Annotated in this window: 12 protein-coding genes; 5 read left to right on the plus strand and 7 right to left on the minus strand. The window is 67.4% G+C overall.

Annotated elements, in window-relative coordinates:
• Positions 1 to 293 precede the first annotated feature (293 nt).
• Complete coding sequence (locus VQ065_RS14545) at positions 294 to 1,217, minus strand: DUF808 domain-containing protein (protein ID WP_003088054.1); 924 nt, start codon at positions 1,215 to 1,217, stop codon at positions 294 to 296.
• A 177-nt stretch (positions 1,218 to 1,394) separates the two neighbouring features.
• Here VQ065_RS14545 and VQ065_RS14550 point away from each other — a divergent pair, with 177 nt between their 5' ends.
• Positions 1,395 to 2,849, plus strand: coding sequence for a TrkH family potassium uptake protein (locus VQ065_RS14550; protein WP_003088056.1), 1,455 nt, complete (start codon positions 1,395 to 1,397; stop codon positions 2,847 to 2,849).
• On the opposite strand, the gene VQ065_RS14555 is transcribed toward VQ065_RS14550, so the two are convergent.
• Both VQ065_RS14555 and VQ065_RS14560 read right to left on the minus strand, forming a co-directional pair.
• The gene (locus VQ065_RS14555) at positions 2,850 to 3,671 is read right to left on the minus strand and encodes an aminoglycoside phosphotransferase family protein (RefSeq protein ID WP_003088058.1); all 822 of its coding nucleotides are present in this window, start codon (positions 3,669 to 3,671) and stop codon (positions 2,850 to 2,852) included.
• A gap of 8 nt (positions 3,672 to 3,679) precedes the next feature.
• The gene (locus tag VQ065_RS14560; protein WP_003088060.1) at positions 3,680 to 4,567 is read right to left on the minus strand and encodes a LysR family transcriptional regulator; all 888 of its coding nucleotides are present in this window, start codon (positions 4,565 to 4,567) and stop codon (positions 3,680 to 3,682) included.
• Positions 4,568 to 4,652: 85 nt separating this feature from the next.
• On the opposite strand from VQ065_RS14560, the gene VQ065_RS14565 reads away from it, so the two are divergent.
• Entirely contained in the window at positions 4,653 to 5,480 is an 828-nt protein-coding gene (locus tag VQ065_RS14565; protein WP_003088063.1) for a class I SAM-dependent methyltransferase, read from the plus strand.
• A 21-nt stretch (positions 5,481 to 5,501) separates the two neighbouring features.
• Here VQ065_RS14565 and modC read toward each other — a convergent pair whose 3' ends face one another.
• The 4 genes from modC to VQ065_RS14585 form a co-directional block, all read right to left on the minus strand.
• Positions 5,502 to 6,587 (minus strand): molybdenum ABC transporter ATP-binding protein, encoded by a 1,086-nt coding sequence (gene modC / locus VQ065_RS14570; RefSeq protein ID WP_003088065.1) that lies wholly within the window; start codon positions 6,585 to 6,587, stop codon positions 5,502 to 5,504.
• A gap of 1 nt (position 6,588) precedes the next feature.
• On the minus strand, positions 6,589 to 7,275 hold the full coding sequence (modB, locus tag VQ065_RS14575; RefSeq protein ID WP_003088068.1) for a molybdate ABC transporter permease subunit: 687 nt from the start codon (positions 7,273 to 7,275) through the stop codon (positions 6,589 to 6,591).
• A 12-nt stretch (positions 7,276 to 7,287) separates the two neighbouring features.
• Positions 7,288 to 8,043, minus strand: a complete 756-nt coding sequence (gene modA, locus VQ065_RS14580) for a molybdate ABC transporter substrate-binding protein (protein WP_003088070.1) — start codon at positions 8,041 to 8,043, stop codon at positions 7,288 to 7,290.
• A 115-nt stretch (positions 8,044 to 8,158) separates the two neighbouring features.
• Positions 8,159 to 8,809: a TetR/AcrR family transcriptional regulator gene (locus VQ065_RS14585; protein WP_003088072.1), complete on the minus strand. Its 651-nt coding sequence runs from the start codon at positions 8,807 to 8,809 to the stop codon at positions 8,159 to 8,161.
• 133 nt (positions 8,810 to 8,942) lie between these two features.
• Here VQ065_RS14585 and fan1 point away from each other — a divergent pair, with 133 nt between their 5' ends.
• The 3 genes from fan1 (at position 8,943) to VQ065_RS14600 (ending at position 13,190) form a co-directional block, all read left to right on the plus strand.
• Entirely contained in the window at positions 8,943 to 10,622 is a 1,680-nt protein-coding gene (fan1, locus tag VQ065_RS14590; protein WP_003088082.1) for a nuclease Fan1, read from the plus strand.
• Positions 10,615 to 12,891, plus strand: a complete 2,277-nt coding sequence (locus tag VQ065_RS14595) for an ATP-dependent DNA helicase (RefSeq protein WP_003088085.1) — start codon at positions 10,615 to 10,617, stop codon at positions 12,889 to 12,891. Before fan1 ends, VQ065_RS14595 begins: the two co-directional genes overlap by 8 nt.
• A gap of 89 nt (positions 12,892 to 12,980) precedes the next feature.
• Positions 12,981 to 13,190: a hypothetical protein gene (locus VQ065_RS14600; protein ID WP_003088087.1), complete on the plus strand. Its 210-nt coding sequence runs from the start codon at positions 12,981 to 12,983 to the stop codon at positions 13,188 to 13,190.
• Positions 13,191 to 13,199 lie beyond the last annotated feature (9 nt).

Genomic DNA, 13,199 nt, shown 5'->3' on the forward strand with positions numbered 1-13,199 from the left:
CCTCGGGTCCTCGTTGGGTTATCGGTATTTTTCTGGGTATCCCGTTGCCGGGTCGATGGAGTGCGGAGGTCGGATCTTCGTCTGGAAGGCTCGGAACAGACGGCTCATGGCACTGGTGGACATTCTAGGAGGGGAGCTTTATTCGTCTCCAACGAATAATGTTGCTATTACAGTGCAAAATTATTGAATTGAAACGGAGGGGGACTTCCGGGGCAGGGCGCACAACCGCTTCGTGGGATGTGCGCCAGGGCGGCTATCCGCCCTCCGCGATGGTGCTGCCGGCGATGGCAGGCTCAGCCAGTCTTTTTCTTCTTCGGCAGCAGGCGCTTGACCAGCAGCACCCCCGCCAGCACCACGGCGCCGGCGACGATGCCGAACAGGAAGTTCAGCAGGGTTGGGGTGATCGCCGCCAGCAACGGGCCCAGCGTGGCGATGCCGGCGACGCTCTGCGCGGCCTGTTCGATGGCGTGGTGCACCACCGGGATACCGTGGGTGAGGATGCCGCCGCCGACCATGAACATCGCCGCCATGCCGACCACCGACAGGCCTTTCATCAGGTACGGCGCGGTGCGCAGGATGGCGCCGCCGAGCCCTTGGGCGAAGCCGCTGTCGCGCTTGGACAGATAGAGGCCGGCGTCGTCCAGCTTGACGATGCCGGCGACCAGGCCGTAGACGCCGATGGTCATCACCAGGGCGATGCCGACCAGCACCAGCACCTGGGTGGTGAAGCTGGATTCGGCGACGGTACCGAGGGTGATGGCGATGATTTCCGCGGAGAGGATGAAGTCGGTACGGATCGCGCCGCCGATCTTCTGCTTTTCCAGGGCAGCCACGTCGACATTGGCCGCCAGCGCTGCCTCGTCGGCGTGCTCGTCGTCATGGGGCAGGTACTTGTGGGCGATCTTCTCGAAGCCCTCGAAGCACAGGTAGGCGCCGCCGAGCATCAGCAGCGGGATCACCGCCCAGGGCGCGAAGGCGCTGATCAGCAGGGCGGCGGGAACGAGGATCGCCTTGTTCCGCAGCGAGCCCTTGGCCACCGCCCAGACCACCGGCAGTTCGCGGTCGGCGTTGACCCCGGTGACCTGCTGGGCGTTCAGCGCCAGGTCGTCGCCGAGAACGCCGGCGGTCTTCTTCGCGGCGACCTTGGTCATCAGCGAGACGTCGTCGAGCACCGCGGCGATATCGTCGAGGAGGGTGAGGAGGCTGGCTCCGGCCATGTTTGGGTTTCCTTACTGGTAGGGGGCGCGAGACGCCTATTTGACAATGGAACGGTGTCAGCGAACAGAGAACCTTCGATTCCTGGGATAGGCGATCCCCTGAGATGGTTCCGAAGCCGCCCCGTGGGCGGCTAGAATACGCGGCTGTCCGCCTCTGCTGAAACAGGTCGTTACGGAATGAGCTTTTCCCTGCTCCGCCTGGTGGGATTCATCCTCGGGCTTTTCCTGGTCACCCTGGCGGCCAGCATGCTGATCCCGATGCTGACGCTGGCGCTCTTCCAGCGCTACGACGATTTCGACGCCTTCCTCTGGTCGAGCCTGCTCACCGCGGCTGCCGGCCTCGCGCTGGTCTTGCCGGGACGGCCGGCTCACGTGCATTTTCGTGCCCGGCACATGTATTTCCTGACCACCGCCAGTTGGGTGGTGGTCTGCGCCTTCGCCGCGCTGCCGATGGTGATGGCTCGGCACATCAGCTACACCGATGCGTTCTTCGAGACCATGTCGGGCATCACCACCACTGGCTCCACCGTGTTCAGCGGGCTGGACCAGATGTCGCCGGGCATCCTCATCTGGCGCTCGTTGTTGCACTGGCTCGGCGGCATCGGTTTCATCGGCATGGCGGTGGCGATCCTGCCGCTGCTGCGTGTCGGCGGCATGCGCCTGTTCCAGACCGAATCCTCCGACTGGGGCGAGAAGGTGATGCCACGCTCGCACATGGCGGCCAAGTACATCCTCGGCGTCTACGTTGCGCTTACGCTGCTGGGCGTGCTGTGCTTCTGGTGGGCGGGCATGACCCCCTTCGAGGCGTTCAACCATTCGATGGCCGCCATCTCCACGGGCGGCTTCTCCACCTCCGACGCTTCCCTCGCGCACTGGCCGCAACCGGCGGTGCACTGGGTCGCCGTGTTGTTCATGATCCTCGGCAGCCTGCCGTTCACCCTCTATGTCGCGACCCTGCGCGGCCATCGCCTGGCCTTGCTCAAGGACCACCAGGTGCATGGCTTCATCGGCTTCCTGGCGGTGACCTGGCTGGTTTTCGCCTTCTGGCTCTGGCTGAATTCCGATTACGGCTGGTGGGATGCGCTGCGCCTGGTGGCGGTCAATGTGACGTCGGTGGTGACCACCACCGGTTTCGCCCTGACCGACTACACCACCTGGGGAACCTTCGCGGTCATGCTGTTCTTCTACCTCACCTTCGTCGGCGGTTGCTCGGGCTCCACCGCCGGCGGGTTGAAGATCTTCCGCTTCCAGGTGGCCTTCGTGTTGCTCAGGGCCAACCTGCAGAACCTCGTGCATCCGCGGGCGACCATCCGGCAAAGCTACAACGGCCATCCGCTGGACGAGGAAATCGTCCGCTCGCTGATCACCTTTTCCTTCTTCTTCACCATCACCATCGGCGTGATCGCACTGGGGTTGACCATGCTCGGCCTCGACTGGGTCTCCGCGTTCACCGGTGCCGCGACCGCCGTGTGCAACGTCGGGCCCGGGCTCGGGCCGATTATCGGACCGGCGGGAAACTTTTCCAGCCTGCCGGACATGGCCAAGTGGCTGCTGACCCTCGGCATGCTGCTTGGTCGGCTAGAGATTCTCACCGTACTGGTGCTGTGCACCCGCGCGTTCTGGCGCTTCTGATCAGCCTTCGCGAGACAGGCTGGCGAGGGCCAGGCGGGCGATGGCCAGCTCGGCGTCGGTCTCCTCGCGGCTGCCGTCCTCGTCGAACCAGGCCGCCGAGAGTCCGGTCCAGGCCAGGATCCACAGCAGCAGGCGGCGGCGTTGCAGGCCGCTGGCGGCGACGACGATCTCCAGCTGGCGCTCGAAACGGCCGGGCGCCTGGGCGGTCTTCGCGTCGGGATTGGTGAACAGGTTGGCGTAGTCGTAGCCGCGCTCGCCGTAGAGCCGCTTGGGGTCGATGACTTGCCAGCCGCGCTCGCCGAAGTCGAGCACATTGCCGTGGTGGATGTCGCCATGCAGCGGGCGCTGTTCGCGAGCGGTCTCCAGCAGGTAGCGGGCGGCGTTCGCGCAGTCGACGTAGAGCCCGCCGTAGCGGCGCTCGGCGGCATACAGCGAGTCGAACCAGCGCTCCAGCGGGGTCAGTTCCGGCAACGGACCCGGGCGCGGGGCATGGATGCGTTCGATGGCCTGGCAGAGGATACGCGTAGCCTCGTCGTCGTCGCCGCGCTTGACCATCTCCAGCAGCGAGCGCCCGCCGGTGGCACGCTCCATCAGCAGCGCCTGGTGGTCGTAGGCCAGCACCCTGGCCGCGCCCTGGCCGTCCCACCAGTTGAGCAGTACGTGGCCGAAACGCTCTTCCTCGGCACTGGATATCTTCAGCATCGCCGCTGCGCCGCGATGGCGCACCGGCAGCAGGCGGCTGCTGTGGGTGGCGAAGGGCTCGCCGTCGGGTTGCAACGCCCAGCGCTCGAGGTAGGGCGAGAAGTCGAGGGATTCGTTCACGGTCGGTCTCAGGCGCCCAGGCGCTGCTGGATGAAGTCGAGGAAGCACTGGATGCGCAGCGCCAGTTGCGAGTTGCGGTAGTAGACGGCGTGGATCGGTTGCCGGTATTCGCTCATCTGTTCGGCGAACAGCGGCACCAGGCGCCCGTCCTGGATATCGCGGTCGGTCATGAAGCTGGCCAGGCAGGCGATCCCCTGGTGGCTCAGGGCCAGCTGGCGGAGGGTCTCGCCGCTGGAGGCAGAGATATCCGGCTGGATCTCCAGGCGATCGCCGTCGGCGTGCACCACCGGCCAGCGGTTGAGGTGCTCGGGCTGGGTGAAGCCGAGCAGGGTGTGCCCTCGCAGCCCCTCGATGCTCGTCGGCATGCCGTGGCGGGCCAGGTACTCCGGGCTGGCGAGGATGTGCAGGCGGCTGGCGCCCAGCGGCCGCGCGTGCAGGGTGGAGTCGCTGAGCGCGCCGATGCGGATCGCCACGTCGGTGCGTTGCTCCAACAGGTCGATGATCAGGTCGTTGGTGTTGAGTTCGAGCTGGATGTTCGGGTACAGCCGGCGGAACTCGCCGATGTGCGGCACCACCGCGTGCAGCATGAAGGGCGAGGCGGCGTTGATCCGCAGGCGCCCGGCGGGGCTCTGCCGGCGCAGGGCCAGGCGTTCCTCGAGCGCCTCCATCTGCTGCAGGATCTGCCGTGCCTGATCGAGGAAGTAGCGGCCTTCCTCGGTCAGCTCCATGCGCCGGGTGGTGCGGTTGAGCAGGGTGGTGCCGAGCTTGTGCTCGAGGCGCGAGAGGGTCCGGCTGACGGCCGAGGCGGTCAGTCCCATCTGTTCCGCGGCGGCGCTGATGGAACCGCTGTCGACTACACTGACGAAGCTTTGCAGTTCATCGGAGTTGGCTTTCATTCGTGACTCCAGGGCAATCATTGCCGAAGCATAGCGATGTTTTCGGCAAGGACTGAAGAGGCACGCGTGCCCGCAGGAGGTTTTCATGCCCGGCCACCGCATCACCCTCACCGGAGAAAAGCAGACGCTCCTGATCACCCTCTACGCCAAGGCGCTGGATAGCCGCCTGGACGATTCCATCCTCCATGACCGTTTCGCCGAGGAGGCGGTGCGGCAGATCGACTTCGACTTCTCCAGGGTCGCCCTCGGCAAGGGCAACGAACGGGCCCTGGCCATGCGCTCGCATTACTTCGACCAGGCCTGCCGCGACTTCCTCGGCCGCCATCCCGAGGGGCAGGTGCTCAACCTCGGTTGCGGCCTGGACAGCCGTATCTACCGGGTCGATCCGCCGGCCGAGCTGCCCTGGTTCGACCTCGACTACCCGGAAGTCATGGACCTGCGCGAGCGACTCTACCCGCCGCGCGCCGGCGCCTATCGGGCGCTGCGCCACTCGGTGGACGACGACGGCTGGCTGCAAGGGGTGCCGCGCGAGCGGCCCGCCCTGGTCCTGGCCGAGGGGCTGATGCCTTATCTGCGGGAGTCCCAGGTGCGACGCCTGGTGGAACGCCTGGTCGACCACCTGGGTAGCGGCGAGCTGCTGTTCGACGGCTACGGCCGCCTCGGCATCATGCTGCTGCGCCTGTATCCGCCGCTGCGCGAGACCGGGGCGCAGGTGCACTGGAGCATCGACGACCCGCGCGAACTCGAGCGGTGGCATCCGGCCCTGCGCTTCATCGAGGAGGTCACCGACTACGACCCGCAGGACGTTGCCAAGCTGCCGCAGTCGTCGCGGCTGATGCTGCCGATCTACAACGGCTTCGCCTTCCTGCGGCGGATGGGCCGGCTGATCCGCTACCGTTGGCCCAGGGTCTAGGCGCCGCAGGCGAGGCCGGGGTCAGGCGAGCACCGCCACCGACTTGATCTGCGCCCACAACAGCTGGCCGGGTCGTAGTTGCAACTGGTCCCGCGAGTAACGGGTGATCCGCGCCAGCAGCGGATTGCCGCCGGCATCCAGGCGCACCAGTACGTGGGCCGCGGTGTCGGTATCGACCAATTCCAGAACCCGTACCGGCAGGCGGTTGAGGATGCTGCTCTGGGCGTCGTCGCGCAGGTTCAGGCTGACGTCGCGCGCCTGTACCTTGAAGCGCAGGCGCTTGCCGGGGGCCAGCGGGGCGTGGGCGACGCGCATTTGCAGCGCGCTGCCGGGCAGGACCAGGGTCAGCAGGCCGTAGGCCGGCTCGTGGTCGCTGACCGTGCCCTCGATCACCACACCGGCGTCGTCGTCCAGCGCCAGCGGCAGGTCGACTCGCGCCAGGGTTTCGCCGATCGGCCCGCTGGCGCGGACCTTGCCGTTCTCCAGCAGCACCAGGTGATCGGCCAGGCGCGCCACTTCGTCCGGCGAGTGGCTGACATAGAGCACCGGGATGTCCAGTTCCTCGTGCAGGCGTTCGAGATAGGGCAGGATCTCGCCCTTGCGCTTCAGGTCGAGGGATGCCAGCGGCTCGTCCATCAGCAGCAGGCGCGGGCTGGTGAGCAGGGCCCGGGCGATGCCGACGCGTTGCTGCTCGCCGCCGGAGAGGCGTTCCGGCATGCGTTCCAGCAAGTGCTCGATGCCCAGCAGGGCGCAGGCCTGTTCCAGCTCGACGCGGCGTTCGGCGGCGGCGATGCGCTTGAGACCGAAGGCCAGGTTGCGCCGCACCGTCAGGTGGCGGAACAGGTTGGCATCCTGGAACACGTAGCCGAGGGCACGTCGGTGGGGCGCGACGAAGAGGTTGCGGCGGCTGTCCTGCCAGGTCTCGCCGTTGATCGTCACCTCGCCCTCGGCGGCCTTTTCCAGGCCGGCGATACAGCGCAGGCAAGTGCTCTTGCCGGAGCCTGAATGGCCGAACAGAGCGGTCACGCCACGACCGGGAAGAGCCAGGTCGATGTCCAGTTCGAAGCCGGGGTAGGCGCGGCGGAAGCGCAGGCGCAGGCCGTCCATCTCAGGCCCAGCCCGGCCGGCGGCGCCGGCCCGAATAGAGGGCGAGGAGGACGACGAAGGAGAACGCCACCATGCCGCCGGCCAGCCAGTGGGCCTGGGCGTATTCCATGGCTTCGACGTGATCGAATATCTGCACCGAGACCACGCGGGTTTTCTCCGGGATGTTGCCGCCGATCATCAGCACCACGCCGAACTCGCCGACGGTATGGGCGAAGCCGAGGATCGCGGCGGTGACGAAACCCGGCCGGGCCAGCGGCAGGACCACGCTGAAGAAACGGTCGACGGGGCTCGCGCGCAGGGTCGCGGCAGCCTCCAGCGGTTTTTCGCCGATCGCCTCGAAGGCGTTCTGCAACGGTTGCACGACGAAGGGCAGCGAGTAGAACACCGAGCCGACCACCAGGCCGGCGAAGGTGAAGGGCAGGGTGCCGAGACCGAGGCTCTGGGTGAGCTGGCCGATGAAACCGTTGGGACCCATGCTGACCAGCAGGTAGAAGCCGATCACCGTCGGCGGCAGCACCAGCGGCAGGGCCACCACCGCGCCGATCGGCCCCTTCAGCCAGGAGCGGGTGCGCGCCAGCCACCAGGCGATGGGCGTGCCGATCAGCAGCAGGAGGAGGGTGGTGAGCGAAGCCAGCTCGATGGTCAGCCAGATGGCCGCCAGGTCCGTACTGTCGAGTGGCAACGCCATGCAGGTCCCGCCTTAGAGTTCGTAGCCGTAGGACTTGATCAGCGCGGCGGCCTTGGCGCCCTTCAGGTAGTCGACCAGGGCCTTGGCGGCGGCGTTGTCCTTGCCTTTGTTGAGGATGACCGCGTCCTGGCGGATCGGGTCGTGCAGCTCGGCGGGAACGATCCAGGCCGAGCCGGTTGCGACTTTACCATCCTTGTAGATCTGCGACAGGGCGACGAAGCCCAGTTCGGCGTTGCCGCTGGAAACGAACTGGTAGGCCTGGCTGATGTTCTGGCCTTCCACCAGCTTCGGCCCGAGCGTGGCGGCGAGGCCGAGCTTGTCCATCGCCTGGGTGGCGGCGAGGCCGTAGGGCGCGGTCTTCGGGTTGGCGATGGACAGGTGCCTGAAGCTACCGCTCTTCAGCACCTCGCCCTTGGCGTCGACGTAGCCGGCCTTGGGCGACCAGAGTGCCAGGGTGCCGATGGCATAGGTGAAGCGCGAGCCGGGCACGACCTCGCCTTCCTGCTCCAGTTTCGCCGGAGTGCTGTCGTCGGCGGAGAGGAACACCTGGAACGGCGCGCCGTTCTTGATCTGCGTATAGAACTGGCCGGTGGCGCCGTAGGCGGCGACCAGCCTGTGCCCGGTGTCTTTCTCGAATTCCTTGGCGATGGCCTGGATCGGCGCGGTGAAGTTGGCCGCGACGGCGACCTGCACCTCGTCGGCGCTGGCGGCCAGGGATACGGCGCTGGCGAGGAGGGCGAGCAACAGCTGGGGCAGGCGGGTGGTCATGGAGTGCTCCTGTGGGGGGCGAACGAAGTTGGCGGACGGGGCTGGCGCAAGCTTAGGGGTTCGCTATGGCTTTTGGAATATAGCGCTACGCGGAAATTGATCTGGCGCAAGTTGCTCAGCCGGCCAGCGCGCGGAAACGCCGACGCGGCGCGGCCTCGCCGGGGAGTGCCAGGCAGCCGGCGCAGACCAGGCGGACGATGTTTTCCGCCGCCTGCCGGTAGTCGCTCGCGTCCAGCCCGGCCTGGCCGGTGAGGCGCGCCAGTTGCCAGCCGCCAAGGGCATAGGACTCGGTCATCGCCCACAGGTTGAGCAGCAGGTGGTACGGATCCAGCGGCGCCAGCAGGCCTTCGTCGATCCACTGGCGGATGCGCTCGGCGTTGCGTTCCGCCTGGGCGTCGAGGCGTTCCAGCAGCGCCGCCGGCATGCGCGGCGCGCCGCGCATGATCTCGCAGGAGAAGACCCTGGCCGCGTGCGGCCGCTCGGCGCCGATGCGCATCTTGTTGTCGACGTAGGCGCGTAGCGCCTCGGCGGGCGGCTGGTCACCGGCGAATGGCCGGGAGGCTTCCAGCAGAGGCTCGACGATGCTGTCCAGCACCGCCTCGTAGAGTTGCGCCTTGGAGCGGTAGTAATAGAGCACGTTGGCCTTCGCCACGCCGGCGCGCTCGGCGACGTCGCTGAGCCGGGCGGCGCTGAAGCCGCAGTCGGCGAAGACTTCGCAGGCGGCGTCGAGGATCAGTTGCAGGTTGCGTTGGCGGATCTTCTTCATCGGGACCGATACGGGGCAGGTTTCGTTGTTAATATTTTTATATAACGAATGCCTTGTGCCTGGATAGTCGTCGCCAGGCCGGCGACGCTTGATCGGATGCGCATTGCCAAGCCGTAGGGGCGCTGGTATCTGTATGCATGAACAGTACCAGGCTCCGCTTCCCGTGAATTCCCCAGCGCTTCCCGAACCCTTCTACTACCTGCACAACTTCCGCGCGGTACTCGCCTGGATCGGCGAACGCTATGCCGATCTGCTCGACGATCAGGAACGTGCCTTCATCGCCGCGTTCGCCGAATTGCCCGAGGCCAGCCAAGCCCTGCTGGTGCGCATGGTGATGCGCAAGGGCACGCTGTTCCGCGAAGGCAAGCTGGCCTATGCCGAGATCGGTGACACGCGCGCCGCCGTGCAACCGCTGTTGGCACTGGGCTGGGTGGACGCGCAGCCGGCCCTGGAACTGGCGCAACTGTTCGGCTTGCTGAAGAAGGATGAGTTGTCGCAGCTGTTCAGGGACCATCTCGGGCGCGCGAACCTGCGCAAGGATGCGCTGCTGGAACGGCTCCAGCCGTTGTTCCCCGAGGCGCGGCGGCTCGCCGAGTGGCAGGCCGACTTCGCCGAACCGGTCTACGAGTTGCGCTGCATGGCGCTCTGCGACCGCTTGCGGTTGATGTATTTCGGCAATCTGTGGCAGGACTGGTCGGAGTTCGTCCTTGCCGACCTGGGTATCTATCGTTACGAAAGCGTCGAGTTTTCCGCCGATTCCCGCGGCTTTCGCCTGCGTGCCGACGTCGACGCCTATCTCCACCTGTTCGACTGCCGCCAGCGCTTCGACCTCGGCGAGCCGCTGGAGGAACTGCTCGCCGGCCTGCCGGGCGAACCCTACGCCAATCCCTGGCTGGAAGGGCGGCGGGTCAAGCTGCTGTTCCAGTTCGCCCAGCACTGCGAAAAGCAGCGGGATTTCGACCTGGCCCAGCGGCTCTATCGCCAATCCAGCCACCCCGGCGCGCGCCTGCGGGCGATTCGCAGCCTGGAACGTGGCGAGCGCTTCGCCGAAGCCCATGCATTGGCGCGGGAGGCCAGCTGTGCGCCGGAAAGCGACGCCGAACGCCAGGGCCTGGCCCGATTGCTGCCGCGCCTGCAAGGCAAGCTCGGCCTGCCGCGACAGGCGCGGGCGGCGGCTCCGGAAATCGAACGCCTGGACCTGTGCCTGGCGTTCCCGAGCGAACCCTGTAGCGTCGAGTGGGCGGTCCGCGAGCACCTGGAAGAGCCCGGTTGCGCGGTGCACTACGTCGAGAACGGCCTGATCAATTCGCTGTTCGGGCTGTTCTGCTGGGAGGCGATCTTCGCCGCCATTCCCGGGGCGTTCTTCCATCCCTTCCACAGCGCGCCGGCGGACCTGCACAGCGCCGACTTCCGCCAGCGCCGCGCCGCCCTGTTCGAGGCCTGCCTGGGGCGGCTGGAGGACGGCAGCTACCGCGACGCGATCCGCTGTCGCTACCGCGACAAGTTCGGCCTGCAGTCGCCCTTCGTCTACTGGGAGCTGCTTGGCGAGGAACTGCTCGAACAGGCGCTCGATTGCCTGCCGGCGGCCCACCTGCGCGCCTGGTTCGAACGCCTGCTGGAGGATATCCCGGGCAACCGCGCCGGCCTGCCGGACCTGATCCAGTTCTGGCCGGCGCAGCGTCGCTACCGGATGGTCGAGGTCAAGGGACCGGGCGACCGCCTGCAGGACAACCAGTTGCGCTGGCTGCAATTCTGCCGCGAGCGGGAGATGCCGGTGGCGGTCTGCTACGTGCGCTGGCATGTCGATGACTGAGCAGGGCGGCGAGGCGCTGTACCAGGTGGCGGTGCGCGCGCTTTGCGAGTTCAGCGCCAAGCGCGGCGACCTCGACCTGCGCTTCACCCCGTCGCCCAGCGCCCTGGAAGGCATCGCCGGACATACCCTGGTGACCTCCCGGCGCCCCGCTCACTACCAGCGCGAGGTGGCGCTGGACGGACGCTACCGTCACTTGCAGGTGCGCGGCCGGGCGGATGGCTACGATCCGCAGGCGAACTGCCTGGAGGAAATCAAGACCCACCGCGGCGACCTCGCCCTGCAACCGGCCAACCACCGGCACCTGCACTGGGCCCAGGCCAGGGTCTACGGCTGGCTGCTCTGCGCCGAACGGAAGCTGGAGGAAGTCGAACTGGCGCTGGTCTACCTGGAGGTCGGCAGCCAGAAGGAGACCCGCTTCGTCGAGCGGGTGCGGGCCGACGAGCTGCGGCTGTTCTTCGAGAGCCAGTGCCAGGCGTTTCTCGCCTGGGCCGAGCAGGAACTGGCGCACCGCCAGCGGCGCGACCGCGAACTGGCCGCGTTACGCTTTCCCCACGCCGAATTCCGCCACGGCCAGCGGCAACTGGCGGAGGCGGTGTACAAGGCCGCCTCCGCCGGTTGTTGCCTGATGGCCCAGGCGCCGACCGGGATCGGCAAGACCATCGGCACGCTGTTCCCGCAACTCAAGGCGATGCCCGGGCAGCGCCTGGACCGGCTGTTCTTCCTGGCCGCCAAGACCCCGGGCCGGGCCCTCGCGCTGCATGCCCTGCGCAGCCTGGAAGGGGAGACCGGCGGACTGCCGGTGCGGGTGCTGGAACTGGTGGCGCGGGACAAGGCCTGCGAGCACCCGGACAAGGCCTGCCACGGCGAATCCTGTCCCCTGGCCCAGGGCTTCTACGAACGCCTGCCGGCGGCCCGCGCCGCCGCCGTGGAGGCGCGCTGGCTGGACCAGGCGCGGTTGCGCGAGGTGGCGCTGGCGCACCGGGTCTGTCCCTACTACCTGGGCCAGGAACTGGCGCGCTGGTGCGACCTGGCGGTGGGCGACTACAACTACTACTTCGACCTCGGCGCCATGCTCCATGGCCTGGCCCAGGTCAACCAGTGGCGGGTGGCGGTACTGGTGGACGAGGCGCACAACCTGGTGGAGCGCGGCCGGCGGATGTATTCCGCCGAACTCGACCAGGGCGATTTCCTCGGTGTGCGCAAGACCGCCCCGGAGGCCCTGAGGAAACCGCTGGAGCGCATCCAGCGTGCCTGGAACGAACTGGGCAAGACCCAGGCGGACGACTACCAGGCCTACGACGAGCCACCGCAGAAGCTGCTCCTGGCCTTGCAGAACGCGGTGGCGGCGATCAACGACCTGCTCGCCGAGCAACCGCAGGCGCTGGAGCCGGCGTTGCAGGAGTTCTACTTCGCGATCCTGCAGTTCGGCCGTCTCGCCGAGCTGTTCGGCGAGCATTCGCTGTTCGACATCGAGAAGCGCCCAGGCCGCAACGGCCGCAGCCTGGCCCGGCTGTGCCTGCGCAACGTGGTGCCGGCGGCGTTTCTCGCCGAGCGCTTCGCCGCCAGCCGCTCCACCGTGCTGTTCTCCGCTACCCTCGGGCCGCGCGACTATTACGCCGACCTGCTTGGCCTGCCGGCGGGCACGCCCTGGCTGGAAGTGGACTCGCCATTCAGCGCCGAGCAACTGGAGGTGCACATACAGCGTCGGGTTTCCACGCGCTATGCGCAGCGTCAGGCCTCCCTGGCGCCCATCGCGGCGATTCTCGGCGAGCAGTTTCGCCAGCGGCCGGGCAACTACCTGGCCTTCTTCAGCAGCTTCGATTACTTGCAGCAGACGCTGGACGTCTTCCGCCAGGCATACCCGTGGGTGCCGTGCTGGAGCCAGACGCGACGGATGGACGAGGCGGAGCGCCGGGCCTTCCTCGAACGCTTCGTCGCGGGCGGCGAGGGCATCGGCTTCGCCGTGCTCGGCGGTGCCTTCGGCGAAGGCATCGACCTGCCTGGAGAGCGCCTGATCGGCGCCTTCATCGCCACCCTCGGGTTGCCCCAGGTGAATCCGGTGAACGAGCAGATCCGCCTGCGCATGCAGCGCCTGTTCGGTGACGGCTACGACTACACCTACCTGTATCCGGGACTGCAGAAGGTGGTCCAGGCCGCCGGGAGGGTGATCCGCAGCCGCAGCGATCGCGGCGTGGTGCACCTGATCGACGACCGTTTCGCTCAGGCCAGGGTACGCCGGTTGCTACCGGGCTGGTGGCAACTGCGTTGACCGGTGGCGATACGCCGGCAGGTGCTGCCGGACAGCCGGGCAGCCATGTATAATCGCGTCCCCACGATTTCCCCCGATCCGGATACGCCATGGCTTCCGCTCCCGACGCTCTTCCCCAGGCCCTTTCCTCCGACGACGCTCCGGCCCAGGCCGCGCCGAGCGACGCCAGCGCGTTGCTGAAGGCCGCCCTGGCGAAGAAGAACCAGGCCCAGCTCTATCCGCAGCGGAAGATCCACGACAAGGGCCAGCGTCCCGGCATGGCGCCGCGCGGTACCCGTCGTTCGATGGGCAAGCGCTGAGGCCTTTCC

This window comes from Pseudomonas sp. KBN10P06128 (assembly GCF_037574945.1).
Taxonomy (GTDB): domain Bacteria; phylum Pseudomonadota; class Gammaproteobacteria; order Pseudomonadales; family Pseudomonadaceae; genus Pseudomonas; species Pseudomonas aeruginosa.

Excerpts from the sequence above, each read along its gene's own strand:
- VQ065_RS14545 (WP_003088054.1), bottom strand. The coding sequence starts at position 1,217 with ATGGCCGGAGCCAGCCTCCTCACCCTCCTCGACGATATCGCCGCGGTG.
- VQ065_RS14550 (WP_003088056.1), top strand. The coding sequence starts at position 1,395 with ATGAGCTTTTCCCTGCTCCGCCTGGTGGGATTCATCCTCGGGCTTTTC.
- VQ065_RS14560 (WP_003088060.1), bottom strand. The coding sequence starts at position 4,567 with ATGAAAGCCAACTCCGATGAACTGCAAAGCTTCGTCAGTGTAGTCGAC.
- VQ065_RS14565 (WP_003088063.1), top strand. The coding sequence starts at position 4,653 with ATGCCCGGCCACCGCATCACCCTCACCGGAGAAAAGCAGACGCTCCTG.
- modC (WP_003088065.1), bottom strand. The coding sequence starts at position 6,587 with ATGGACGGCCTGCGCCTGCGCTTCCGCCGCGCCTACCCCGGCTTCGAA.
- modB (WP_003088068.1), bottom strand. The coding sequence starts at position 7,275 with ATGGCGTTGCCACTCGACAGTACGGACCTGGCGGCCATCTGGCTGACC.
- modA (WP_003088070.1), bottom strand. The coding sequence starts at position 8,043 with ATGACCACCCGCCTGCCCCAGCTGTTGCTCGCCCTCCTCGCCAGCGCC.
- VQ065_RS14585 (WP_003088072.1), bottom strand. The coding sequence starts at position 8,809 with ATGAAGAAGATCCGCCAACGCAACCTGCAACTGATCCTCGACGCCGCC.
- fan1 (WP_003088082.1), top strand. The coding sequence starts at position 8,943 with ATGCATGAACAGTACCAGGCTCCGCTTCCCGTGAATTCCCCAGCGCTT.
- VQ065_RS14595 (WP_003088085.1), top strand. The coding sequence starts at position 10,615 with ATGACTGAGCAGGGCGGCGAGGCGCTGTACCAGGTGGCGGTGCGCGCG.
- VQ065_RS14600 (WP_003088087.1), top strand. The coding sequence starts at position 12,981 with ATGGCTTCCGCTCCCGACGCTCTTCCCCAGGCCCTTTCCTCCGACGAC.